This window comes from Blastocatellia bacterium (genome assembly GCA_025054955.1).
Classification (GTDB): Bacteria; Acidobacteriota; Blastocatellia; order HR10; family J050; genus JANWZE01.
In genome coordinates this window covers 62,699-88,757 of sequence record JANWZE010000050.1, presented here as the reverse complement: position 1 = coordinate 88,757, position 26,059 = coordinate 62,699, and the positions used below count along the sequence as shown (strand labels likewise).

Sequence of the window (26,059 nt, the reverse complement as noted above, 5' to 3'; positions counted from 1 at the left end):
GAGCTTCTTATTAATAGCGATTTTCCATTGCCTTTACCCGGGCAGCGCCCGTCTGCGGGCTCATGCACGCTGCAAGTGCGCCCCCCAGGGTAGATTGAGTCGCAAACCGCTCTAATGAAGCGAATCGAAGAAGACAAGCAGGACTCGCCAAGCGGCACTCTACGGTCGTCCATGTGCATTTGGTGTTATACCAACTGCCGAATGACGCTCACAGATGTGCGCTCAGGCAGTTGAGCTTCCGCCATGCTTTTCCATGAACGTGGTCCCTCCCTCCGCAAGTGGTATCCTTACTCTATGTGGATTGCGGATTAACAATACGCAGATTGAAAAGCAGTCACAGGCGACTGCACATCGCGTTTTCAAAGACAATCGGTGTTCGGTCCGCTCACTCGCAATGAGAAGGTTCAACAGAGGAAGGCAAGCAGCGTTTCTAAAGACAATCGGTATTTAGTTCGCTCAATCGGCCTCGTCAGAGACCACAGCGGACAGATACTCGCGATTGAGCCGGACGATGTGCGAGATAGAAATTTTCTTAGGACACTCGACCTCACACGCGCCGGTCAGCGTGCAACTGCCGAAGCCTTCTCGATCCATTGCAGCCACCATATTGAGCACGCGGCGGCGGCGTTCGGGTTGTCCCTGCGGCAAGTAGGCCAGATGGGAGACCTTGGCCGCGACAAAGAGCATCGCTGAGGCATTCTTGCACGTAGCCACACAAGCGCCGCAGCCGATACAGGCGGCTGCGTCAAAAGCAGCGTCGGCGGCTGATTTGGGAATCAGGATAGCATTGGCATCAGGAGCTGATCCGGTGTTGACCGAAATATAACCACCCGCTTGGATGATGCGATCAAAGGCTGAACGGTCAACCACCAGATCACGGATCACCGGGAAACCTTTAGCGCGCCACGGTTCAATGACAATCGTATCGCCATCTTTGAACGCGCGCATGTGCAACTGACACGTCGCTGTACCGCTCAATGGCCCATGCGCCCGACCGTTAATGAACAAGCCGCACGAGCCGCAAATTCCCTCACGGCAGTCACTCAAAAACGCGACCGGCTCTTCGCCCTTATGAATCAACTGCTGGTTGAGCACATCCAGCATTTCCAGAAATGACATATCCGGCGAAACGCCGCTGATTGAATAGGTCACCAATTGACCACGGGTATGCGCATTGGGTTGTCGCCAAATCTTCAATGTCAGGTTCATACCAATTCCTACTTGTAACTGCGTTGCGAGAGCTTGACGTACTCAAAATGGAGCGGCTCCTTGTGCAATTGCGGCGGTTGATCATCGCCTTGATACTGCCAGGCCGCTACATACGCATAATGTTCATCATCGCGTAGCGCCTCGCCATCAGGCGTCTGGTACTCAACGCGGAAATGACCGCCGCAAGATTCGTTTCGCAGCAGCGCATCTACTGCTATCAGCTCGGCCAATTCCAAGAAATCAGCCACACGACCGGCCTTTTCCAGTGATTCGTTCAGGTGATCGTCGCGGCCGAGCACTCGCACGTTGCGCCAAAATTCTTCACGTATCTCGCGGATGCGATCAATGGCATTCCTTAATCCTTCGGCGCTGCGAGCCATGCCAACGTAATCCCACATCACGCGGCCCAACTCCCGATGGATTTCATCCACAGAGCGCTTTCCCGGAATAGCGAGGAATTTCTTGGTTCGTTCGTGGACCTCTTGTTCCGCTTGGCGGAACGCTGGATGATCGGTGGTGACTTTCTCGAATCCCAGTCCGGCCAGATAATCACCAATCGTATACGGAATGATGAAGTAGCCATCAGCCAGCCCTTGCATCAACGCGCTCGCGCCAAGCCGATTAGCACCATGATCGGAGAAGTTACATTCACCGAGCGCATACAAGCCGGGGATCGTTGTCATCAAGTTGTAATCAACCCACAAGCCGCCCATCGTGTAATGCACGGCCGGGTAGATGCGCATCGGCGTGTGGTAAGGATTTTCATTAGTGATGCGCTCGTACATCTCAAACAAATTCCCATAACGTTCCTCGATGACGTGTCGCCCTAATCGCTTGATGGCGTCGGCGAAATCCAGATAGACGGCCATGCCGGTCGGCCCGACGCCGCGCCCTTCATCGCATACTTCCTTGATGCTGCGCGCGGCCACGTCTCGTGGAACCAGATTGCCAAACGCTGGATATTTGCGTTCAAGGAAATAGTCCCGCTCATCTTCGGGAATTTGATCAGGCGGGCGCTTATCTCCGACCTGCTTGGGCACCCAGACACGCCCGTCATTGCGCAGCCCTTCGCTCATCAACGTCAGCTTCGATTGATAATGGCCGGAAACAGGGATGCACGTCGGATGAATCTGTGTGAAGCAAGGATTGGCAAAAAACGCGCCGCGCTTATACGCACGCCAGATCGCCGTAGCGTTGGAGCCTTTGGCGTTGGTTGACAGATAATACACATTGCCGTATCCACCCGTGGCCAGCAGCACAGCATGGGCGGCATGCGAGCGAATCTCGCCGGTAATCAAATTGCGCGTGACAATCCCTTTGGCTGCCCCATCTATGACGACCAGGTCGAGCATTTCGTGGAACGGAAAGAGGGTGACTCGTCCCAGTTCGACCTGACGCAGCATCGCTTGATAGGCGCCGAGCAAGAGTTGCTGACCGGTCTGCCCACGCGCATAAAAAGTGCGAGAAACCTGCGCTCCGCCAAACGAGCGATTCTCTAACAACCCGCCGTACTCGCGGGCAAATGGCACTCCTTGCGCGACACACTGGTCAATGATATTCACGCTCAGCTCGGCCAGGCGATAGACATTCGCTTCACGCGCGCGATAATCGCCCCCCTTGACCGTGTCGTAAAACAGCCGCCATACGCTGTCGCCGTCGTTTTGATAGTTCTTGGCCGCGTTGATGCCGCCTTGGGCAGCAATGCTGTGGGCGCGACGCGGACTATCATGAAAACAGAATGCCTGCACATTGTAACCGAGCTCAGCCAGTGAGGCTGCCGCCGAGGCGCCGGCCAATCCCGTGCCCACAACAATGATGTTAAATTTTCGCTTGTTAGCAGGATTGACCAGCTTCAAGCGGAACTTGTGGTTCGACCACTTGTCCTGTATCGGACCGTCAGGAATTTTTGCGTCTAAAATCATGGCTTCACAAAGTAGAAATAGATCGGGATCATGGCAAATCCAGCGGGCACGATAATGGAAAACAGCACGGCCAACGTGTCCAACAATGCGCTAAATCGCCGGTGACTCAAACCAAGTGAAAGAAATGCTGTGCGGAAGCCGTGCCGGAGATGGAACCCGATGAACACCATACAGACAACGTAAAATGCCCAGTAGAACCCGCCCCAGCCAGACTGAAATGAGTTCACCACGGTTTCATACATGGTCTCATTTCCCGGATCCAGAAACCGATGCTTGACAAAAAAGGAATTCAGGTGGATCACCAAAAAGACAAACACCACGATCCCCGTCAACGGCATGTGGCGCGAGAACCAACTGCTACTAGCCGGAGCCTCGTTCATTCGATATCGCTCTGGGCGAGAGGCGCGATTCTTCAGCGCCAACGAAATCCCATCCACAATGTGAATGAGAAATCCCAAAAATAAGATGATCTCGGCCAGCCGTATCAACGGCGTCGTCGCCATGAACTCGGCATAAGCGTTGAACGCTACGCCGCCATCATTCTTCAACAATAAGAGATTGCCACCAAGATGAACCACGAGAAACAAGCACAGGAACAAGCCTGTGATGCCCATGATGATCTTGCGGCCAACCGATGAGCTGATGAGGTGTACGATTCCATTCATGTTTTTTTGAGTGGGAGTAATACAATTGTGTCAGCGATCTTGTCAAGAAGCGCACATAAAACCCGACTACGGCGCGCCGCCGGCTTATGGCCGCTGCGACGCCGCCAATAGATCAACGGTTCGTGCTGAATTGTTGGCAACCTCGCGCCTCGTTGGTCCACGGACGGACGCGTGCGAGCGCCGCCTCGCCTGCCGCCTAGGTCGCTCTCAGGCTGGCATCGTCTGACTCCACGTGTTGATCCGCCCAGGCAATCCCTCACCCCTGCCGGCTAGGTCGCTCTCAGGCTGGCATCCTCCGACGGCGCTCAGCCTCGTCGTCACACCCAATCATGTACCTCGGCCAGTGGCACGTTCATCCGGCAAAGCTGGCAAGCGTCGGCCGGATAATGGTCGGTCTGGATTTGCACGACAGAGAAAAATGGAATATCGCCGAGATTCACGTCGGCCAGCCGTTGACTAACCAGCACGCCGACGGCAATCACCTCGCCGCCTGACTCATGAATCAGTTCGACCATGGCACGCAACGTATCGCCGGTGTGCACGATGTCGTCCACCAGAATACATTTATCGCCGGCAGCGATACCCATGTATTGGTGAAACTGATAACGCCGTCCTTCAGCTTGTTCAGCCCACAAAATTTGCTCGGCCTGCAACACCTCGCCGACGCCGAAGGCCACCGGGATGCCACCGCTGGGCGGAGCAATCACGCAAACATGCGGTAGCGCAGTGGCCACTTCGCGACAGCCGCGCAGCAACCGACTTAAGCCAACACATAGGATTTTGGCAACGCGATAGTAGCGTAAGGCCAGCGGCATTTGAATGAAGTGGTTGGTATGCATGCCGATGGGCAGGGCAAAATGGCCCTCGCGCAAGGCGCCCGTCTGTCGCAACAACTCCATGACCTCATCATGACGCAGTAAGATGTCGGTCGCCATCGTTGCCATCATAGCTTGATCAGATCAATCAGCTCCCTGACCGCTTCAGCCGATTTGTGCAAGGCCGCGCGCTCTTCCAACGTCAGGCTGATTTCAATAATCTGCTCGATGCCACGCGCGCCTAGTTTCACGGGCACACCGAGGTAGACACCATTGACGCCGTATTCCCCTTCCAGATAGGCCGCACACGGAACGATTTTGTGCTTATCTTTGATAATCGCTTCCACCATCTCGACGACGGCTGCCGATGGGGCATAGTAAGCTGAGCCTGTCTTCAGATATTTGACGATCTCGGCGCCGCCGTCGCGTGTGCGCTGCACAATTGCGTCAATCTGCTCTTGCGGCATCAGGTCACTGAGCGGAATGCCGGCGACACTGGTGTAGCGTGAGAGCGGTACCATTTGATCGCCATGCCCGCCCAAGACCATCGCCACGACATTCTCAACAGAGACATTGAGCGCCTCAGCGATGAAATAGCGCATGCGAGCTGTATCCAAAATGCCGGCCATGCCCATCACGCGATGCTTGGGGAACCCAGAAAGTTTGTAGGCCACATACGTCATCGCATCCAGTGGGTTGGAGACCACGATGAGAATCGCGTCAGGTGAGTACTTGCAAACTTCCCGCGTGACCTCGCTGACGATCTGCGTATTGGTATTGAGCAGATCATCGCGACTCATGCCGGGTTTGCGCGCGATGCCGGCGGTGATGACGACGATGTCGGAATTGGTCGTCTCCATGTAGCCGTTGGAGCCGATGATCCGCAGGTCCTTGCCGACGACCGGCGTGGCTTCAGCCAAATCCAATGCTTTGCCCTGCGGCAACCCTTCGATAATGTCCACCAGCACGACGTCGCCTAATTCCAGATCGGCGATTCGATGCGCCGTCGTTGCGCCCACATTGCCTGCGCCAATAACAGATATTTTCTTTCGACTCATACGATAGCTCCTTTATTAGATCAAGGTATTATCTCCATCTCATTCTCCATCTCCATGCAGCAACCGGCGTAACAATTCATTGACCAACTGCGGATTGGCTTGTCCTTTGGTGGCCTTCATCACCTGACCAACAAAGAACCCGAATAATTGCTCTTTGCCAGCGCGGAACGCTTCGACTTCCCGAGCATGAGCAGCGAGGACAGATTCGATGATCGGCTGCAAACGATCGGGGTCCGAAACTTGTTTCAATCCCTGCGCTTCAATGATCTGCTCAGCCGGTTGGCCTGTGTTGAACATCTGTTGTAGCACCGTCTTGCCCATCTTGCCGCTAATTGCGCCGCGTTCAATCAGCTTGATCAGCGCGGCCAACTCTTCCGGCTTGATGCGGCACTGGGTGATCTCTTGCTCAGCGCTCTTAAGCAAAAAGGTAAGCTCACTGATGATCCAATTGGCCGCCGTTTGCGGTTGAATGCCCTGTTTGACAACGGCCTCATAATAATCGGCCAATGGACGAGTCGCCGTCAGTGTTGTGGCATCGTCAAATGAGAGCCCATAGGCCCGGACAAACCGGCGCCGTCGCGCGCCGGGCAGTTCGGGTAATTCAGCTTTGAGGCGCGCGACCCATTCAGGATGAACCACCAACGGCGGAAGATCAGGTTCGGGGAAATAACGATAATCGTGCGCATATTCTTTGCTGCGCATGGACACCGTTTTGTTCTCCCGCTCGTTCCACAGTCGCGTCTCCTGACTGAGTTGCCCGCCCGATTCCAACACAGCGATCTGGCGTTCAATCTCGTAGTCCAACGCCCGTTGCAGAAACCGGAATGAATTGAGATTCTTGATTTCAACTTTCGTTCCCAATTGATCCGAGCCTTTCAACCGAACTGAGACGTTGGCATCGCATCGCAAATCGCCTTGCTCCATGTTGCCATCACATACATCCACGTATTGCAGCGTCTGCCGCAAATACTGAACGTAATCGTAGGCTTGCCAACTGGAGCGAAAATCAGGCTCCGAGACAATCTCTATCAATGGCGTGCCGGCTCGATTCAAATCCACATAGGAAGCGCCTTCGCTCAAGCCGCCGCTGCCATCATGAATGGACTTGCCGGCATCCTCCTCTAGATGCAAACGAGTCAACCGAATGGTTTTTTGCTGCCACTGGAGAGGCCGGCCATGCGCGTCACGCTCAGCCGTGTCAATCTGCACAACACCATGCTCAGCAAACGGACGATCATATTGAGAAATCTGGTAGCCTTTGGGCAAATCGGGATAAAAATAATTTTTTCGCGCAAACAGCGAGACAGGATTGATCTGACAACCGAGCGCCAGCGCCGCTTTGGCAGCCATCAGCACAGCGTTGCGATTGAGCACCGGCAATGCTCCCGGCAATCCGAGGCACACCGGACAGGTATTGGCGTTGGGCTCGTCGCCAAATCGGGTTGAACACCCACAGAACAACTTGCTGGCCGTTTTCAGTTGGGCGTGAACTTCCAGACCAATGACCGCCTCGTATTTCTCGCGATTGTTCATACTGATTCCGGCGTGTGCCTGCTTAAGGCCGACAGTATAGCATCAAGATCGCCTGCGCGTAATGTTCGACGTCATCTGCTCAATACAGCAAGAATTGCTGGCGCACCGCGAGAAATTCGGCCAATTCATCTTGCCACTTTTCTTTCAGTCGGCTGATCGAAGCGCCCGTTTCGATCTCCTGCCGAAGCCATCCGTTGCCCACCAAAATATCAAACGGCATTTTTTCATACTCATACTCATAGGGCGGCAGCTTCCACTGACATTGATCGGGATACATCTTGAACATCTCGCTCAGGATGAACAGTGCTGAAAGGAACGGCTCGTAGTGCTCTCTTTGCAGAACGTGAATGAAAACGCCGCCACATTTCTCACCGGCGAACTTATTGAACGTTGGCTGAAACTCCAGCGGGCGAAACCAAACACCCGGCAAGCCCGCGTGATTCAACCTCTCAGCCAACTGCCAGCCATCGAGCCACGGCGCGCCGAACATTTCAAATGGTCGGGTTGTGCCACGCCCTTCGGATAAATTGGTTGCTTCAAGCACGCACATGCCGGGATAGACGATGGCCGTCTCCACACTCGGCATGTTGGGCGATGGCATCACCCAGTGCCGACCCGTCTCATCGTAATACATCGCGCGTTGCCAGCCCTCCATGCGAATCACCGTCACCGAGCAGCGCGGATAGAAATTTGCTTGAAGGTAGCGACCCAGCTCGCCCAGTGTCATGCCGTGACGCACAGGCAGGGGGTGAAGCCCGACAAAACTACGATAAGCCGGTTCGAGCAAGCACCCTTCGACCGCCTGCCCTGAAATCGGATTGGGTCGGTCCAGGATCACCACTTCGATCCCCTGCTCCGCGCAGGCTTCGAGGCAAAGGGCGACGGTCCAAACAAAGGTGTAATAGCGCGCGCCGACGTCCTGAAGATCAATGACCAGCTTGTCAATCCCGTTGAGCATCTCGGCGGTTGGTTTGCGATGCCGTCCATATAACGAATAGACAGGCACGCCCAGACGCGGATCAACATAGCCTTCCCATTCGATCATATTGTCCTGCGTATGTCCCCACAGGCCATGTTGCGGGCCAAACAGAGCGCGCAGGCGCAAAACGCCCTGTCGGTGAGCTTGAGCGAACACATCGGTGACATGTTGAAGATCATGGGAAACGGACGCCTGATTGCATACAAGCCCGACAGCGCAACCGCGAACCGCCGCCAACTCCGCGTGCATGAGCATATCCAAGCCTGATAAAACCTTCATTGAAATGCCTCCGGCAGTAGTTTAGAATCACCACCGGATCAGAACAAGGAGAGCAACGCCATGTACTATTGGGCTGGTGTTGATGGTGGTGGAACGAAAACACGTGGCGTCATTACCGACGACTCATGCCGCGTGCTTGGCCAGGGGTTGGCCGGCCCGTCCAATCCGTTGCGGGTGGGCGTCGCCAAGAGTGTCCAGCAGGTGCTTCAGGCACTCACGCACGCCAGCGAGGAAGCGGGGTTGAATCTCACGCAGATCACAGCGTTCGGCATCGGCTTGGGCGGCGTTCGGCATGCTAGCCATCATCAAGCGACGAGCGAGGCGCTGCAACAGGCGCTCGGCAGTCAGCGGGTGGCGCTTGTGCCGGACGCTGAAATCGCCTTGCTGGGGGCCACCGGCGGAGAGCCTGGCGTGGTGATCATTGCTGGCACCGGATCGGTCGCTTGCGGCATGAATGCTCATGGCGAAATCGCGTACTCAGGCGGTTGGGGACCGGCGTTTGGCGATGAAGGCAGCGGCTACGATATTGCCCGCCGCGCGTTGATGGCGGCGGTCGCCGATTATGATGGACGAGGCAAACCGACGAAGCTGAGGCAGGCCATCTGCGATTATTTTCAGGTGCCCAATCCAATGGAACTGCTCAACATCATTTATACCCACGAACATCCTGCCGATAGCCCACAAATTGCTCCACTGGCTCAATTGGTCGTCAAAGCCGCGCAGGAGTCTGATGAAATTGCCGATGAGATTTTACACGAGGCCGGCACTGAGTTGGGCCGAGCGGTTAATGCGGTGATCTATCGTTTGAACATGCAATCGAGCGCGTTCCGCGTTGCCTATGTGGGCAGCGTGTTTGAAGCGGGCGATTATATTCTCCGGCCACTCTGGGACGTGGTCTCAGTCGCAGCCCCGCATGCCATCATGACGGCGCCGCTGTTTCCGCCAAGCATTGGTGCGATCATGCTTGCCAAGCGGCGCTTCGCACCGTTATGACCGTCCGATCTCTTGATCTTGTAATTATCGTCGGCTACCTGGTGGCCATCGTTCTCTTTGGCGCCTCGTTTAAGCGCCATCAAAAAAACCTCAAAGATTACTTTCTCGGTGGGCAACAAGTCCCCTGGTGGGCCATTTCGCTCTCCATCGTTGCAACGGAGACGAGCACGCTCACGTTCATCGGTGTTCCCGGCTTGTCGTATGCGGCCAACGGCAACATGACGTTTCTGCAGCTCGTGATGGGTTATCTTGTGGGCCGGATCATCATTTCGGTGTTGTTCATCCCCTCGTACTTTCGTGGACAACTGCTGACGGTTTACCAACTGCTGGAGCATCGTTTTGGTGATCGGGTCAAGATGCTGGCCGCTTCGATTTTTCTGGTCATGAGGAATTTGGCTGACGGTGTGAGACTGCTGGCAACCGCTGTTGTGTTGATGGCGTTGACGGGGATTGACGACATTACCTCGATTGTCGTGATGGGCGTGGTCATGATCATCTTCACGTACCTCGGCGGCATGGCAGCCGTTATCTGGACAGAGGTTGTGCAGTTGTTCGTTTACATCGGTGGCGCGGCATTGGCAGCCTACATCCTGCTCAGTGAGATTCCCGGTGGCTGGCAGGAAGTGCAGGCTGTCGGAACAATCTTCAACAAATTTCAGGTATTCGATTTCACCTGGGACGTCAGCCAAACATACACCTTCTGGGCTGGCGTCATTGGCGGCGCTTTTTTCACCACCAGCACGCACGGAACCGATCAATTTCTGGTGCAACGCTACCTGTGCACCGCCAGCTCACGACAGGCCACGGCTGCGTTGTTGAGCAGTTGGGTGATCATTTTCGCGCAGTTTGTCGGTTTTCTGTTAATCGGCATCATGCTGTTTACGTTCTACCAACGATTCCCGCCGATGACGACATTTGCTCGTCAAGATGATGCGTTTCCCTATTTCATCATCCATCACATGCCAGCGGGGCTATCGGGTCTGGTGGTGGCCGCCATTTTTGCCGCTGCCTTATCATCATCGCTCAATTCTTCGGCGGCGACCACGTTGAGTGATTTGATTCATCCACTGCGCAAGAGATCGAACCCGGCGCCTGATGACGAAGCTCGCGACCTGCGCCTGTCTCACACGCTGACGATCTTCTGGGGGCTGGTGCAAATCGGCGTGGCCATCATGGCGCGGGAATCAAAGTCGTTGTTGGAAGCCGGCCTTTCCATTGCTGCGTTAACCAACGGCAGCTTGCTGGGCGTCTTCTTGCTCGGCACGTTGACAACGCGCGTCACTGAAACGGGCGCGTTGATCGGCATGATTACAGGGCTCGGTGTCATGCTGTGGGTTAAGCTGGGCACGTCTATCGCATGGCCATGGCATGTGCTGCTCGGTTCGCTGGTGACATTTTCATCGGGATGGTTCGCCACCAAACTGATCAGTAAAAAAAGCAGTTGACACCGTAATCAACCAGTGTCAGAATCAGCCCAGAAATGTCATCTGGAGTATCAAACGAACGATTTAGAGGATGAAATGAAATTCACCGTTTAGGAGGGGACTATTATGCTCAAGCGAAGTTTGCTTTCTCGTTGCGTCGGAGTCGGCGCTGTGTTGCTGATGGCGGCAACGGCTTGGGCACAGGGGACGACCTCGCGCGTTGTCGGGACGGTGCTCGACCCGCAAGGCGCGGTTGTCGCCCAAGCTCAGGTCACGCTGACGAACGAGGCGACACAAGTATCTTTCACCACCGAAACAACCTCGGCTGGAACCTACGTGTTCGACTCCGTGCAAGTCGGGACGTACACGGTGACGGTCGAGAAGCAAGGCTTTCGCAAATTCGTATCGAAGGGAAATCAACTGACCATCGGCCTGCCGATGACTGTGAACGTCACACTCGAAGTTGGCGACATTGCCGAGGTGATTGAAGTGGTCGGGTCTGCCGAGTTGGTCCAGACCAGCACATCAGGCAACTTCGGAACGCTGGTTGATCAGCGACAGGTGTTGAACTTGCCAATTGTCGGCGCTCGTGGCCGAAATGTACTGAACTTCATCAACTTTCAACCGGGTGTGACGGTGGGGGCGAACACTGGAGGGGGCGTGCATGTTCACGGCGCACGTGACCGCGCATTCAACTTCACACTCGACGGCGTTGATATAAACGAGACGAGCGCCGGCGGTTCCAATTTCACACCGTTGCGCACCAATCCAGATATGCTCGCCGAGTTCCGCGTCATCACCAGCAACTTCACCGCTGAATATGGACGTAACAGCGGCGGACAGGTGGCGCTTGTCTCCAAATCCGGGACGAACGAATTTCACGGTTCGGTCTTCTGGTTTTACCAAACACCGAGCCTTCACGCCAATTCCTTCGGCAACAAATTGGACGGCATTCAACGGCCGCAGTTCGTTCAGCACATCCCCGGCTATAGCGTGGGCGGCCCAATTATCAAGAATCGTACATTCTTCTTCACCAACTTGCAGGTGCTACGCTTGCGCAGCACGCGCACGATCACGAGCACCGTGTACACGGAGCAGGCACGACGCGGTATCTTTCGTTACGTTCGAGGTGGACGGAATCAACCCGCTGGTGCCCCGGGGGCTTCAGTTGATGCCAATGGAAATGTGTTGCCCGGTCTGAACATCGGCACGTACGATATTGCCGCCAATGATCCGCAAATGTTCGGGCTGGAACGACAAATTCTCGACCTGATCAACCGAACGCCGTTGCCCAACAACTTCTTCGTCGGGGATGGTCTGAACACGGCCGGTTTCACCTGGAGGCCGATTGAAAACGAAAAACAGGAAGACTTCATGGTCAGAATTGACCACGCGTTCAGCGAGCGCAATACGATCTTCGGGCGTTACTCGCATGGTCGGCAGGACACCATCGGCGATTTCGTCAACGACGGACAAGCGCGGTTCCCTGGACTGCCACGTGTGGTTGATACCCGACGCCGACCACGCAACCTCGCGCTGAATTGGCGCTGGATTCCCAGCTCTAATGTGACCAACGAAGTGGTGATCGGATTCAATCGGTTCACATTCGATTTTGCCAATCCCGACCCTAACGCGGCCAACAATCCGCCGTTCGTGCTCAATACAGTGACCGATGTGTTATTCAACTACATCGGCAATCTGCGCACGATCAACACCTATCAACTGGTGGACAATCTCACCTACGTGCGCGGGGCGCACACATTCAAAGCGGGTATCAACTTCCGCTATCAACAACACATTGACAAGCGCGGTTCCATTGGCGATCAAAACGCGCGGGTGTCGGTTAATTTCGACCCGGCTATCAACACCGTTGATCCGGCGACGTTCCGCTTGCCGGCGGACATCAACACGACATTTGACCGTCCTCTGCTGCAAGCGACCATCAACAACTTGCTGGGCCGCGTCGGTCGGATTTCGCAAGGGTTCGTCGCTGCCGGTAACCAGTTTGCGCCGCCCGGCTCGATCTTCGACTTCGACGCCCGGTACGGCGAGTATGATTTTTACTGGCAAGACACGTGGAAAGTGCGACCCAATCTCACCTTTGATCTAGGGCTGCGCTGGGAAGTGAAGTTGGCGCCGACCAATCCGCGCAATCGAATTGCCCGACCCAATCAATTGGTCACGCTCGGCGCTCCAGCATCCAATACGCTGCGCTGGGAGCCGGGGCCGCTCTACGACGATGATTGGAACAACCTGGGACCAAGCATCGGATTTGCCTGGGACCCATTCAAAACCGGCAAGACCTCGATTCGCGTCAACTATCGTCTGGCCTACGACCGCATCAACACGTTTTTGCTCTCCTCGGTGATTTATCAGAGCATTCCTGGCCAAATCTTGTCGGTCATCAATCAGGAATTCGGGCAACGTGGCGGACGCGTGCGTGATGGCATTCCCACGCTCTCGCCGCCGGCCGGCGTGACGCCACAGCAACTGGCTCAACCGGCCATTTTCTCGACCGCCGGTATCCACGTGGTTGACCCCGATTTTCGCTCGCCGAAAACCCATGGCTGGGGCTTGAGTATTCAACGAGAACTCGGTTGGAATACGGTCGTCACGGTCAATTACATCGGACGAAAAGGGATCGGCCTGTTCGGCGGTTACGATGTGAACCAAGCGGAAATTTTCCGCAACGGCTTCCTCGATGCGTTCAACATCGTCAAAGCTGGCGGCGAAAGCGAGTTGATGAATGCGCTGCTGACAGCCGATTCGCGCCGACGCTCGGGCGAGACAGGCTCACAAATGGTGCGCCGCTTGTTCGCCACACAGCTCAACCTGAACTCCGTCGGCGCGCTGGCTGATCTGATTGCCAACCGCACGGAAGGCGGAGTCCAGATGATTGTGCGCTCTGGCTTCAGTCCGTTCTTCTTCCGGCCTTACACGCAGTTTGCCGGCCAGATGAACGTGCTTGACAGTAACGACTTTTCAACCTATCACGGGCTGGAATTGATCGTTGAGAAACGATTCAGCCACGGCCTCAACTTCCAATCCAATTACACGTTCGCCAAATCACTGGATACGCGCTCATTCGATCCGGCCTTCACGCGGGTCTCGCGCGGCGCTGTTCAATCGGCGTCGAGCACGCCGTTTGATCTACGCAACCGCAAGCTCAATTATGCCCGCTCGGATTTTGACCGCACCCATGTGTGGGCGAACAATTGGGGCTACGAGCTTCCCTTTGGCCGAGGACAACGCTGGGGCAACGATTGGCCCGGCGTGGTTGACCGCTTGATCGGCGGCTGGCAGCTCTATGGCATCCTGGTCCTGAGCAGTGGCCGGCCGTTTACCGTCTACTCCGGTTCCAACACGGTGAGCAATGTGGTTCAATCGCCGGCCAATTGCAACGGCTGCACGCGCAACACGGGCGGCTTGTTCTTTGATCCGTCTGTCGGCACCGAGTTCTACTTCAACGCACAAGAACGGGCGCTCTTCTCCACGCCGGCAGCCGGTCAATTGGGCAATACAACGAGAAACTTCTTCACGCTCCCGCCCGACTTCTCGTTCGATATGACCATCGGTAAACGGACGCGCATCACCGAAAATCACAGCGTTGATTTTCGCCTGGAGATGCAAAATGTGCCCAATACTGTCTTCTTCAGTGCACTGCCCAATAGCGCGATCATCACCAGTGCTGTGTTTGGCCGCATGCGCGGTTCCGTCTCTACCGGCGCGCGCCGAATGCAACTGGCGCTGAAATATAACTTCTAATCAACTGACTGCGCCCGGACACTATCGCATGAGGCGCGTTTGTCACGTCCGGGCGCAGTAGCCTACTGCTTGATCGAACGTTATGCACGTCACAACCTGGTTGTTGCTATTTCTGTTTCTCTTTCCGCTGCCGCTTCCTAGACAAAAACCGTATGACACGATTATCAAAAATGGTCGTGTGATTGACGGCACGGGCAATCCGTGGTTCTATGCCGACGTAGCCATCAAAGACGGGAAGATCGCTCACGTGGGTCGCATAAACGCTACTGAAGCAGACGTTGTCATTGACGTTGGCGGAAAAATTGTCGCGCCCGGCTTCATTGATGTGCATACACACGTGGAAGGGGACCTTGAGCAAATTCCTACAGCCGACAACTTCGTCCGCATGGGCGTCACGACCATCGTCACCGGCAACTGTGGCTTCTCACGCACCAACATCGCCGAATACTTGAGTCAGCTCCAACAACAAGGCGTATCGCTGAACGTGGCGACGCTCGTCGGACATAATTCCATACGCCAGAGCGTCATGAAATCAGAGAAGCGCGAGCCGACGCCCGAAGAGCTAACCCAGATGCAGCAGCGCGTCGAACAAGCTATGAAAGACGGAGCCGTCGGGTTCAGCACAGGCCTGATTTACGTGCCCGGCAGCTTTGCTAAAACCGATGAGATTATTGAACTGGCGCGCGTCGCCTGCCAACACGGTGGCCTTTATGCCACGCACATGCGCAATGAAGCTAACCAGGTGGACGAAGCGATCAAGGAGGCTTTACTCATCGGCGAGCAGGCTGGCTGTCCGGTCAACATTTCACATTTCAAAATCTCCAGCAAGAAACGGTGGGGTGATAGCCGCGTGACCACGCGCCTGGTGGCTGATGCTCGACGTCGCGGCCAGCAGGTCACGGTTGATCAATACGTCTATCCGGCTTCGAGCACCTCGCTGGCATCCATTCTGCCAGATTGGGTTTTTGATGGCGGAAACGAAAAAGCAGTGGAACGGCTCAAAGACCCGCAGACGCGAGCGAAAATCAAACAAGAAACCATCGCCCAGATCAAACAAAGCGGCTTCAAAGATTTTTCCTATGCCTACGTGGCCAATTATCGGCCTGATCCTTCACTGAACGGCAAAAATATCTCGCAAATCACCAAACAAATTCGCGGCAAAGCCGGTGTTCAAGAAGAAGCCGAGCAAATCATGGATATGGTCATCGCCGGCGGCGCTAGCATGGTGTATCACAAAATGAGCGAGCAAGACATTGAGATTATCCTGCAACAGCCGTTCACAATGATTGCGTCGGATGCCGGCGTGCGCGAACCGGGACGTGGTCGGCCTCACCCGCGCGGCAATGGGAACAATCCGCGTGTGCTGGCCAAGTACGTGCGCGAACGAAAAGTGATTTCGCTCGAAGATGCGATTCGCAAGATGACGTCCCTTCCGGCTCAGACGTTCGGGTTCTGGGACCGCGGCATCATTCGTGAAGGATTCGCCGCCGATCTCGTCGTCTTCGATGATCAGACGGTCGCCGATAAAGCGACCTTCGACGACCCACATCAATATCCTGTTGGCATTGACCATGTGCTGGTCAACGGACAGCTCGTCATCCAGCAAGGTCAGCATACCGGCGCGCGTGCAGGCCAGATCCTGTTTGGTCCGGCTCGCCAATCGAGTCACCCGCACCATTAGAGCAGTTTTCAATCGCCCTTAGCTGGGGCTTCCCATCTTGCGGGCTCATGCACGCCGGAAGCGTGCGCAGGGCAAACTCATTCACAACCCGCTCTGGACCATGAGCAATCAAATCCTTTCGGCTGGTCTCTCGCACGAAAACTGAGCCCCACGAAACACAGAATCTCACGAAAGAATTGTATTTTCATGGTTCGTGGCCAGCGCGGAGCTCATGGGCGATTCCTTTGAAAATAACATTTGAGCGATTCCTCGGAAACACCACTGCTGAACACAGATGGACAGTACCAATTGCGGGTTGAAGAATTCGGTTCTATCCGCTCAGACGCATTCGACGCGGGGGCCCACAGCGAGGCCCCCATACAGGCCTCGCTGCCTGCCCGCTTTCCTGGCAAAAACGCGAGCCCACAGCCACCCTGTACGGGCGGCTCGCCGTGGCCGCCCGACTCCTCTGCAAATAACCATTTTCATGCTTCGTGGCGAGCGTGGCGCTCATGGGCGATTCCCACGAAAAATGAGGCCGCGAAACTCCCGAACGACGCAAAAGAATTTATCTTGCATCAGTCGTGGTGAGCCTGGGTCATGAGCGATTCCCACGTCATATCACCCGCCCTGGGTGAGATTCCCTACGAATAGATACCCACTCGCGCTTTCCCGCGAGAGCCGCCGGCTAACCGAAACGCCCGGACGCGACCTGCCTGAAAAGCATGTTGACCTCGGCTAAGTGGCTTTCTTTCGACTCTTTCGATTCAATCTCACGACTGTCCGCTTAAATCACTTGCCGATCAGTGCAGTGAAAATCCCACAGCTTGGCACGCATTTTGCCCTTCCCACTCACTGCTGCTGCGGTACAGATGACATGTCACTTTCAGGGAGATACTCCGTATGGAGAAGACAGGTCTTGATGTTGAACGGCGACGGTTCATTGACATCCTTTTGGGCAGTGGACTGGTGGCGACGCTCATCTCGGTGATCTATCCTGTCATTGAATTTCTCATTCCACCGAAGGTCGCTGAAGCCGAGCAAAACAGCGTCGTCGCCGGAAAAGTTGGCGAGTTAAAACCCAATTCGGCGAAAATTTTCAAATTCGGTAGCGCGCCCGGCATTCTTATCTACACGGCCAGCGGCGAGTATCGCGCCTTTGCGGCCACCTGCACACACCTGGATTGCATCGTTCAGTATCGCCCTGACAGGAAACAAATCTGGTGCGCCTGCCACAATGGACAATACGACCTGACAGGCCGCAACACCGGCGGGCCGCCTCCACGTCCACTGGATGTTTATAAAGTCAACCTGCGCGGCGAGGACATCGTTGTCTCGAAAGCCTGAACGTTCAACCGCAAGGAGCCTCCAAATGGAATACGTGAAGGCTGAATCCGGAAGAGGAATTCGCGGATGGTTGCAGGAGCGGTTGCCACTACAAAGCTGGCAAGAGTTCATCCGCAAGAAGGAAATTCCTATCCATCGGCACACGATCTGGTATTACTTTGGCGGAATGACCCTCTTCCTGTTTTTCGTGCAGGTGGGAACGGGCATGCTGTTGCTGCTGTACTATCGCCCCAGCCCCGAACAGGCGTTCGAGAGCGTGCAGTTCATCATGACGGAAGTGCGATTTGGCTGGCTTATCCGCTCCATTCATAGTTGGTCGGCCAACCTGATGATTGCCACACTGTTCATCCACATGTTCAGTGTCTTTCTGCTCAAAGCCTATCGCCCGCCGCGCGAGTTGACATGGATGACGGGTGTGCTGCTGCTCTTTCTGGCGCTGGCGTTTGGCTTCAGCGGTTATTTACTGCCCTGGAACGAACTGGCGTATTTCGCCACCAAAGTTGGCAGCGACATTGCTGGTGACGTGCCGCTCATTGGCGGTTTTCTTCTCCGTTTTTTGCGTGGCGGAGATGATGTGACAGGTGCCACACTGACGCGCTTCTTTGGTTTCCACGTAGCGATCCTGCCAGCCCTCACCACCATCATATTGGGCCTTCATTTATTGCTGGTCCAGGTGCTCGGCATGAGTGTGCCGGTGGGAATGCCGCCGCCCCAGCGGAAGATGAAGTTCGTTCCCCATTTCCTGTTGCGCGATCTCTTGGGATGGTTAATCGCAGTGGCCGTGCTGGCGGCTTTGGCGGCCATCTATCCATGGGAACTAGGCGAAAAGGCCGATCCGTTTGCCCCGGCCCCCGCCGGGATTCGCCCTGAATGGTATTACCTCTTCATGTTTCAAACGCTCAAGTATATTCCCAGTCATGTCCTATTCATGGAAGGCGAGACAGTCGGCGTGGTGGCATTCATGCTGGGGGCTATTTTCTGGCTGTTTGTTCCATTCCTGGACCGAAAATCCGCGCAAGAGAAACGCAGTCCGCTTTTCACAGCCATCGGGATCATTGTCATCGCCTACATGGCCGTGATGACGCTTCTGGCGCTGGCTCCCTGGAGGTCGGAACCATGACACCCGACAAAGCGGAAAAGAGAATGAGGAAGGCAAAAGGCAGCATGCTCAAATGCGGCGTGTTAGTTCTCACGGCTGTCGCATTCATCATGACATTGACGTCAGCGGCGAGCCGAGCGCAAGTGGATTCGTGCGTGCAATGTCACACGGAGCTGTCAGACAAACCATCCCAACTCATCGCTAATGACATTCACACCCAGCGAGGACTCTCCTGCGCCGATTGTCACGGCGGTGATCCCACATTGGGAACCGATGGAAACATGCACGCGGCGATGGACCCTGCAAAAGGCTTCATCGGCAAACCCAAGCCAGCCGACGTGGGCAAATTTTGCGCCAAGTGTCATGCTGATCTCAACTACATGAGGCGATTCAATCCGCAGGCTCGCACCGACCAGTGGAGCGAATATCAAACCAGCGTGCACGGTCAACTCAATCGAAAGGGCGACACCAAAGTGGCCACCTGCGTCAGTTGTCACAGCGTTCACGACATCAAGGCCGTCAATGATCCGACTTCGCCCGTCTACGCCACGAATGTAGCGAACACCTGCGCTCATTGTCATGCTGATCGAGCGTACATGAGCCAGTACAAAATTCGGACTGATCAGTTCGACCTCTATCAACGCAGCGTGCACGGTCAGGCCCTCATGGCGCAGCAAGACCTGGCGGCCCCTTCCTGCAATGATTGTCACGGCAATCATGGAGCCACGCCGCCGGGCGTCTCGTCGGTCGCCAATGTATGTGGCCAATGTCATGTTCGTCAGGCTGAGTTGTTCGACGCCAGCCCTCATCAAGCGCCGTTTGCTGAGATGAAACAGGCGGCGTGCGTTACCTGCCATAACAATCACGACATCGTTCGCCCCACCGATGCCATGCTGGGCACAAGCGAAAACTCGACCTGCATCATGTGCCACGCTGAGGGCGACAAAGGATATGTGGTGGCCAGCCAGTTAGCGCAACGTCTGGATCAACTTCGTCAGCAAATTGAGACAGCTCAAGCCATCCTCGCTCGCGCTGAACGGGCTGGCATGGAAGTGAGCCGCCCCAAATTTGAATTGAACGCCGCCCGCGACAGTCTGACGCATGCACGCGTGCTCATTCACAACGTCACAAGCCCAGAGATTGATAAAACAATAGAAGCAGGCATGAACATTGCCATAAATGCGACACAGGCCGGTTATGCCGCGCTCAATGAGCTTCAATTTCGACGCAAAGGATTGGCCGTTTCGCTCGGCGTGATTCTCTTTGTCTGCGCGATGCTCTACCTGAAAATTCGCCAACTCGATCAATCAGAGGCAATCAACAATCCGCCGTCGTGATTCATGCTGTACACCGATGATGGAAAGCAACCAGCAAGAGCACCTGGCGCCTTCGATTCGAGGAAAATGAAACGCAGGGTGAGACGAGCATGTTGCTCGCTGCGTGCGCAGCGTGCCGCGTGACAGATCAAGACTAATCGAAGGCGTTGTTCAACGCTCGTCACACTGTGGTATTCGCGCGGCGGACTCTTGTCGTCGTTTCGAGGCGGGGCGGGATTACCCAATAACAAACGAGAGAGAATTACCGGTCGTCTGGCTGGATCAACAAGGCGACCCCTGCCTTGGGTCGCCTTGTTGATTGCTCTTGCCTACTCGATGGAGTGTAGGAACGCCGCTAGGTGTATTGCCTCAGTCGGCGTCAAGCCCACCATTCGATGTTCTGCAGTGGCAAACGTGGTCAAGACATCCAGCAGCGTCGCTGCTCGACCATGATGGAGATAAGGCGGTGTATCCCATATACCACGCAACGGCTTGACCCGCACATTACGGGCATCGGCCGTATTATTGACAAACGGGCGACCACTGAGCGGGCTCCTGGGATCAACACGGTCAATGTCAGCCACAAACAACCGGAGATCGCGATCACCGCCGTTCGTTGAGCCGCGTTCAACGGGCACGCTGTAAAGGAGCGATTCGTTAACGTCGAATGTCGTGGTGTATATGAAATCAATATCCATCTCCAAGCTGGGCACGACGCCGTCAGGGATCCCGTCACCGTCCATATCCCACAAGGTCAGCAATGGATCGAGGGCATCCAGTGTCATCAATGCGTTGTTGGTGAACGTCGGCGGCGTGTGGCAGACGGCGCAGCCGCGCGCGCGAAAGATGGCCTCGCCTGCTCGCGCATCGCCGATGATCGGACGGTCTTGCGCATCATAACCGATGATGACCCGCGACGAGTATGACCCATCCGGCTCCTTGAACGGATTCGCCAACAAGCGCGGCTCTGCTTCCAAGAAAGCGCCTATCGCAGCATTGACGTACTCCGTACCCACACCGCACCGCTCCAGCGTCATGAAGTTATTCCGGTAGAGGAACGCTCGCGCGTAGCCTCGATCGAGCACTTCTAAAACGCCATCGCCGTCAGTATCCAGCGGAGACGTATCCAGATCACCGCCGAAAACCGAGTCAGGACTGAAATCACGCAACGCAGCACGGAATGTCTCTGCATGGACGCGTGTGCCACTGTTGTAAAAGGGGAAGGCGTCACGCTGATTGCGCGCCGAGAGCACATCGCGCATGGTATTGCCCGGCGCGCTGCCCGCTTTCCACGGCTTTGAATCAGTGCCGATGGCTGGATGACAGGTCAAGCAGGTGAAGTTGCGATCCAGCACAATGCGCGACGAGGTGAAGAAGTCTTCGCCCATCTCAGCCAGGGTGGCCGGGAAACGCGGATACTCAGCAATCGTCAGGTCAATGTGGGCGGCATAGCGCAGTCCATCCGCCGTCACATCGAAGACAGCGACCGATTCGCCCAACATATTGGCGACATACGCACGTCGGCCATCGGAGCTGACAACGACTTCTTGCGGTCGTCGGCCATTGAAGAACTCAGGGTTGGCATCGCCGGTAATGAAGTTGGCCGTATCAATCGGTCGGCGATCGGTAAACCCATTGTCGTAATTGGCCTGACGATTGATCGCGCTGGGAAATGCAAGCTGACCGGAATTGGTGAACGCCGACGACGCCGGCAAGCGAGCCAGGATGTTCCGGGCATCGGTAGCGTCGGGATTGATGCGGTAGACTTCCAGTTGATCGGACGCTTCCATCGTGACAAACAGCAGGTTGCCAAACGTCGTCATTTGATTGGGAATCGCGCCGTCAACCAACGTGGGCAGGTTATCGCGATTGGAATCCGTGGTGGGGACGCTGGCATCGCCGAACGCCGATAGGTACGGCGCTTCGCCAGTAGCCGGCACAAGCAAGGCGCGGGCTTGCTCCAGTGTGAGCGGCGGCCCGCCAGGCGGTCCATTCGGTGGACTAGGCAGGCTCGTATATCGCATGATCAGATTGAACGGGTCGCGTCGCACATCCACAACGGCGATCTCATTCTGCATGGGATCACGTTTGTTCTTCTCATTCAACGACCGTTCGCTGGTCACCACTTGTGCAAACCGACCGCCCGTGCCGATAAACACGAACGGCCCCGCCGCACTAATACCCCAAGCCGGTGAATTCAGGTCTATCGAGTCGACTTGTTTTCCTTGCTCAATGTCAATGATCGCGACGCCAAGACCATTGATCGTAGCCACGTAAAGGTACCGACCGACAATCGCCATGTCGCGCGGATTGCAGTTTGTTAACAGGCGAGTAAACTCCGGATCAACCACGTCGGGAGGCAAGCCCAAGCTGGCCAAATTCTGCTTTGTGCCGCCCGTGCCATAAGGGCCATCCCGCGGATCATCGCCAAGGTCGAACGGTTGATTGGAAATATGAATAGGAATCTCACTGAGCAATGTGGCCTGACCACTACGAGCATCGAAGCTGTAAACGTGCACGTTATCCAGTGCCTTGTTGCTGACAAACATGCGATCGCCGCGCGCATTGAACGCGATGTCTTGCGCATAGAAAAATGTCTGAATCTCGCGAGCTACCTCATCGGTTGTCGTGTCAATGATCGAAAGCCAATTCGAGTATTGATTAGCCACAACAGCCCAACGACCGCTCGGGTCAATTTCAACGCCAAGCGGTCTCAATCCAACAACGATTTCTTTCTGCTTGGTGTTGGTGGCAGTGTCAATCACGGCCACAATGTTGCGTGGCTCTGAGTCATTGCCTTCAAACGTGACATAGAGCTTGCGTCCGTCAGGCGTTAGCGCCAGCCCGTGCGGATGATTGCGCAATGGCTGACCGACAGCATCCACGCCCGGAGCGCCCAGCCCATTGGCTGGGTCGTAGTATTTTGAGAGAAAGCTATCCAGCTTTTTGAAGTTGCCTCCATCCATGTCGCCCGGTTGCGAGACACGCGCAAACGATTGCACAGGCACGAGCGACCGTCGCTCAAAATCAGATGAGACAGAGCGCATATCCAACGCCAGCAGCGCGAACGTCGAGGCCACACACGTCAAAGCGATAAGCTTGATAGTTTTGACTTGCCGGTTCATCCTCTAACCTCCTTCCTAGGTAAGGCACAACATCCGTGAAACCACCTCTATGCCTTTTTCATGACGGGCGCAAGCCGTATTGGCTGCGCCCGAGACACATGCACAGTTTTCAGCGAGTCGGTTCAGTCACAATCAGCTTGTGAGCCGGCCCATACGCGCTTGGATCAATATCCGTGAGCGTTTGAACAATGCCGCTGGGCCAGTAAATAGTGATGCGATCTACCTTCGTTGCCTGACCCAACCCGAAGACCTGCTCAAGCGGCGTTTGTGAAGTTTGTGGGTCAGAATCTGGATAGAGACGAATCTGCCGGCGGCCGCCTGCTTCCAGCACGATGCGCGAACCGATGGCATCGCGGTTGCTGACGGTGCCACGCAGCTCCACCTTGATCCAGTTATTGCCAGTGCGCAGATCATTTCTCAACAAAACGCCATATTGATCGTTGTTGGCTAGATAAACATCCAGGTCACCGTCATTGTCGTAATCGGCCATAGCAACGCCGCGCGTCCGGCCCGGATGATCCAAGCCGAGGACCTGTGAAACGTCGGTGAACGTTCCGTCGCGGTTGTTGCGATAAATCCAATTTGGATTGAACGGGGCAATCGGGAAATTTTCCATGTTCATTCCACTGGAAGCAATGTAGAGGTCTAGCCAGCCGTCCAGGTCATAGTCCCAGAACTGCACACCCCATGTATTGGCAATCCAGCCGACATGCGGAAACGCCCCGGGTAGTGGCTGACTGAACGGACCACTTGACACAAGATAAGCCGTAATTCCGGCATCCAAGGTTGCGTCGGAGAAAAAGCCTCCGTCATTGCGGAACAGACAGGGAATCCCCAGATTGGACACGAAGTAGTCTTGATCACCATCGTCATCGTAATCACCCATCGTGAAGCCCATCCCGAATAGTGGCACGTCATGAAATCCGGTTTCGCGTCCGATGTCGGTGAATCTCCAGCCGCGCTGCGGATCAGGCCCATCGTTGCGATAGATCGTACCGGGAAACTCCGTGAACGCGCTGAAATCGTTGATGACGAACAAGTCCACGTCGCCATCATAATCATAGTCTACCCACTGACAGGCGAGTGTTGGCCCCAGATTGGCGACGCCCAGTTGTAAACCGACCTCGGTGAACGTCCCATTGCCATTGTTCCGATAGAGCTGGTTGGGATAAGACGTCACCTGGAAGTCGGGCGGCAATCCTCCCGCGAGATTGCCTGAGACATACAAATCCAGATACCCGTCACCATTGTAATCACCCCAGGCAGCCGAGAACGAATTCACAATAATGGGACGAATGCCGGCGGCCGCCGATACGTCGGTGAATGTCCCATTACCATTATTCCGATACAGGCGATTAACCAACGTCGGACTTGTCACAAACAGATCGCGGTCGCCGTCATTGTCGTAATCGCCCCACGCACCGGCGCGCGTCGCTCGCAGAAACGTTTGATCGCGAAAGCCTGCTGCCTGTGTCACATCGGTGAACGTGCCGTTGCCGTTGTTGCGATAAAGTCGAGCAGGGCCACCCAAATTGGAGACAAATAGATCCACGTCCCCATCATTGTCATAGTCGGCCCATGATGCGCCGCCGCCCTCTGGCACGCCCAGTTGGTGGAGAAACCGGATGCCCGCTTGGGCTGATACATCCACGAAAGGAAAGTCCTGCGGGCGATAAACCTCGAAGTGAACATTGTCACTTGACACGACCTGAGCCTGCTGATTCATCACCGTCAGGATCACTTCGTACACGCCAAGTTGGTCCAGCTCCGCTGTGAGCGTAGGCGCGAATTCCTGTCGCCAGCCTGCCTCGATTGTATAGTTGATGGGAGTGAGCGGCAAAACGCTTCCGTCCGGTTTCTTCAGCTCCAGGCGAGCTACGCCTATCGCCCTCTGAGAAGTCCGATTGCGCAGGCGAATGAACAACTCGACAGGCTGCCCCACCGGCTGGCGCAACGACTCAGCACGCAGGTCTGGCACAATATCGAATGCCTCAAATTCCGATGAGTTATAGACAACCCGCACGTCCACGCTTCGCAGCACGTTGTTCTTATCATAATAACTAACACGCACAGTGTTCGGACCGACTCCGAGAAACGCCGCGTAGCCGATGAATCGGCCGTTGACAACGGGAAACGGAACCCCCGGCATATCCGTCCGTCGCCGCCCCAACACCATCACCGGAGCATTCACCTTGTTGATGTAAACAACCTGGACCGCCGGATCATGCACGGTTCCGCTCAGAATGAGCGGATTACGCCGAATGGTGATTCCATCCGGTGGAACGTCTAATCGAATTGCCTCTGCTTGCGCGTGAATCAACTGAGACGGCGGCATCGCCGACCCGATCAACAATCCCCCCACCAACAGCAACACGACAAATAGGCTTTGCTTGCGCCAATACATGATTGCACCTCCTCACCATGACCTCATACCCAACGCCGAGTGAGGACTCCAGATTGCTCCTTATCAGTTTAGGTCCTACTCTGCTTTTTGGCTTCATAAACGCGACCTTTTCCTATGCAATTGGTATTACTACCTCCTCAACAATTCACCAGGAGCGGCATTATTTTCCTTCTTCGTTCTCTGGTTGTCAACGAAATTTACCCAACAACACCACGTAATGCTTTCTCCTTACAGTTGCCGGAGGCCTCATACCAATAATCCGGGGAAGGGCTATGTTTGATGAAGCGAAATGAAGAGCGGGATCAAAATTTCGCAAGCGGCAGCCGACTTTCGCAAGCGGCAGCCGACGATGTTCTATGCGCCTCCGGATCATTCATGCTGCGCTCGTTTCCGCTGAGCCGCGCAAGCGGCTTGTGACAACGCTCCCAGAGGGGCAATGCCTCCAGCAACAGGGCGAACACGAGTG

16 protein-coding genes are annotated in these 26,059 nt (G+C 55.4%); 7 read left to right on the top strand and 9 right to left on the bottom strand.

Features of this window, described 5'->3' with window-relative positions; genetic code table 11:
* Positions 1-456 precede the first annotated feature (456 nt).
* The 7 genes from NZ823_06815 to NZ823_06785 form a co-directional block, all read right to left on the bottom strand.
* Positions 457-1,209 (bottom strand): succinate dehydrogenase/fumarate reductase iron-sulfur subunit, encoded by a 753-nt coding sequence (locus tag NZ823_06815; protein ID MCS6804842.1) that lies wholly within the window; start codon positions 1,207-1,209, stop codon positions 457-459.
* Positions 1,210-1,217: 8 nt separating this feature from the next.
* A complete protein-coding gene (locus tag NZ823_06810; protein MCS6804841.1) occupies positions 1,218-3,131 on the bottom strand; it encodes a fumarate reductase/succinate dehydrogenase flavoprotein subunit in 1,914 nt (637 codons plus the stop codon).
* Positions 3,128-3,796: a succinate dehydrogenase cytochrome b subunit gene (locus tag NZ823_06805; protein ID MCS6804840.1), complete on the bottom strand. Its 669-nt coding sequence runs from the start codon at positions 3,794-3,796 to the stop codon at positions 3,128-3,130. The genes NZ823_06810 and NZ823_06805 overlap by 4 nt, the downstream gene beginning before the upstream one ends.
* 317 nt (positions 3,797-4,113) lie before the next feature.
* Positions 4,114-4,731, bottom strand: coding sequence for a phosphoribosyltransferase family protein (locus NZ823_06800; GenBank protein ID MCS6804839.1), 618 nt, complete (start codon positions 4,729-4,731; stop codon positions 4,114-4,116).
* An 8-nt stretch (positions 4,732-4,739) separates the two neighbouring features.
* Positions 4,740-5,669: a malate dehydrogenase gene (mdh, locus tag NZ823_06795; GenBank protein MCS6804838.1), complete on the bottom strand. Its 930-nt coding sequence runs from the start codon at positions 5,667-5,669 to the stop codon at positions 4,740-4,742.
* 39 nt (positions 5,670-5,708) lie between these two features.
* The gene (gatB, locus tag NZ823_06790) at positions 5,709-7,202 is read right to left on the bottom strand and encodes an Asp-tRNA(Asn)/Glu-tRNA(Gln) amidotransferase subunit GatB (GenBank protein ID MCS6804837.1); all 1,494 of its coding nucleotides are present in this window, start codon (positions 7,200-7,202) and stop codon (positions 5,709-5,711) included.
* Positions 7,203-7,281: 79 nt separating this feature from the next.
* Positions 7,282-8,460 carry a DUF1343 domain-containing protein gene (locus tag NZ823_06785; protein ID MCS6804836.1) on the bottom strand — a complete coding sequence of 393 codons (1,179 nt, stop codon included), beginning with the start codon at positions 8,458-8,460 and terminating at the stop codon, positions 7,282-7,284.
* 60 nt (positions 8,461-8,520) lie between these two features.
* Between NZ823_06785 and NZ823_06780 the strand changes: the two genes are divergently transcribed.
* The 7 genes from NZ823_06780 to NZ823_06750 all read left to right on the top strand — a co-directional run bounded on the left by NZ823_06780 (position 8,521) and on the right by NZ823_06750 (position 20,085).
* Positions 8,521-9,453: a hypothetical protein gene (locus NZ823_06780; protein ID MCS6804835.1), complete on the top strand. Its 933-nt coding sequence runs from the start codon at positions 8,521-8,523 to the stop codon at positions 9,451-9,453.
* Positions 9,450-10,898, top strand: coding sequence for a sodium:solute symporter (locus NZ823_06775; GenBank protein ID MCS6804834.1), 1,449 nt, complete (start codon positions 9,450-9,452; stop codon positions 10,896-10,898). The genes NZ823_06780 and NZ823_06775 overlap by 4 nt, the downstream gene beginning before the upstream one ends.
* Before the next feature lie 105 nt (positions 10,899-11,003).
* Complete coding sequence (locus NZ823_06770; protein MCS6804833.1) at positions 11,004-14,642, top strand: TonB-dependent receptor; 3,639 nt, start codon at positions 11,004-11,006, stop codon at positions 14,640-14,642.
* A gap of 82 nt (positions 14,643-14,724) precedes the next feature.
* Positions 14,725-16,323, top strand: coding sequence for a D-aminoacylase (locus NZ823_06765; GenBank protein ID MCS6804832.1), 1,599 nt, complete (start codon positions 14,725-14,727; stop codon positions 16,321-16,323).
* An 882-nt stretch (positions 16,324-17,205) separates the two neighbouring features.
* A complete protein-coding gene (locus tag NZ823_06760) occupies positions 17,206-17,649 on the top strand; it encodes a Rieske 2Fe-2S domain-containing protein (GenBank protein ID MCS6804831.1) in 444 nt (147 codons plus the stop codon).
* A gap of 25 nt (positions 17,650-17,674) precedes the next feature.
* On the top strand, positions 17,675-18,769 hold the full coding sequence (locus tag NZ823_06755) for a cytochrome bc complex cytochrome b subunit (GenBank protein ID MCS6804830.1): 1,095 nt from the start codon (positions 17,675-17,677) through the stop codon (positions 18,767-18,769).
* A 23-nt stretch (positions 18,770-18,792) separates the two neighbouring features.
* The gene (locus tag NZ823_06750; protein ID MCS6804829.1) at positions 18,793-20,085 is read left to right on the top strand and encodes a cytochrome c3 family protein; all 1,293 of its coding nucleotides are present in this window, start codon (positions 18,793-18,795) and stop codon (positions 20,083-20,085) included.
* A 308-nt stretch (positions 20,086-20,393) separates the two neighbouring features.
* Here the strand turns inward: NZ823_06750 and NZ823_06745 are convergent, their stop codons facing one another.
* Positions 20,394-23,189 carry a hypothetical protein gene (locus NZ823_06745; GenBank protein MCS6804828.1) on the bottom strand — a complete coding sequence of 932 codons (2,796 nt, stop codon included), beginning with the start codon at positions 23,187-23,189 and terminating at the stop codon, positions 20,394-20,396.
* A 109-nt stretch (positions 23,190-23,298) separates the two neighbouring features.
* Complete coding sequence (locus tag NZ823_06740; protein MCS6804827.1) at positions 23,299-25,593, bottom strand: CRTAC1 family protein; 2,295 nt, start codon at positions 25,591-25,593, stop codon at positions 23,299-23,301.
* Positions 25,594-26,059 lie beyond the last annotated feature (466 nt).

Coding starts and splice junctions, on each gene's coding strand:
- NZ823_06815 (MCS6804842.1), bottom strand. CDS start 1,209: ATGAACCTGACATTGAAGATTTGGCGACAACCCAATGCGCATACCCGT.
- NZ823_06810 (MCS6804841.1), bottom strand. CDS start 3,131: ATGATTTTAGACGCAAAAATTCCTGACGGTCCGATACAGGACAAGTGG.
- NZ823_06805 (MCS6804840.1), bottom strand. CDS start 3,796: ATGAATGGAATCGTACACCTCATCAGCTCATCGGTTGGCCGCAAGATC.
- NZ823_06800 (MCS6804839.1), bottom strand. CDS start 4,731: ATGGCGACCGACATCTTACTGCGTCATGATGAGGTCATGGAGTTGTTG.
- mdh (MCS6804838.1), bottom strand. CDS start 5,669: ATGAGTCGAAAGAAAATATCTGTTATTGGCGCAGGCAATGTGGGCGCA.
- gatB (MCS6804837.1), bottom strand. CDS start 7,202: ATGAACAATCGCGAGAAATACGAGGCGGTCATTGGTCTGGAAGTTCAC.
- NZ823_06785 (MCS6804836.1), bottom strand. CDS start 8,460: ATGAAGGTTTTATCAGGCTTGGATATGCTCATGCACGCGGAGTTGGCG.
- NZ823_06780 (MCS6804835.1), top strand. CDS start 8,521: ATGTACTATTGGGCTGGTGTTGATGGTGGTGGAACGAAAACACGTGGC.
- NZ823_06775 (MCS6804834.1), top strand. CDS start 9,450: ATGACCGTCCGATCTCTTGATCTTGTAATTATCGTCGGCTACCTGGTG.
- NZ823_06770 (MCS6804833.1), top strand. CDS start 11,004: ATGCTCAAGCGAAGTTTGCTTTCTCGTTGCGTCGGAGTCGGCGCTGTG.
- NZ823_06765 (MCS6804832.1), top strand. CDS start 14,725: ATGCACGTCACAACCTGGTTGTTGCTATTTCTGTTTCTCTTTCCGCTG.
- NZ823_06760 (MCS6804831.1), top strand. CDS start 17,206: ATGGAGAAGACAGGTCTTGATGTTGAACGGCGACGGTTCATTGACATC.
- NZ823_06755 (MCS6804830.1), top strand. CDS start 17,675: ATGGAATACGTGAAGGCTGAATCCGGAAGAGGAATTCGCGGATGGTTG.
- NZ823_06750 (MCS6804829.1), top strand. CDS start 18,793: ATGAGGAAGGCAAAAGGCAGCATGCTCAAATGCGGCGTGTTAGTTCTC.
- NZ823_06745 (MCS6804828.1), bottom strand. CDS start 23,189: ATGAACCGGCAAGTCAAAACTATCAAGCTTATCGCTTTGACGTGTGTG.
- NZ823_06740 (MCS6804827.1), bottom strand. CDS start 25,593: ATGTATTGGCGCAAGCAAAGCCTATTTGTCGTGTTGCTGTTGGTGGGG.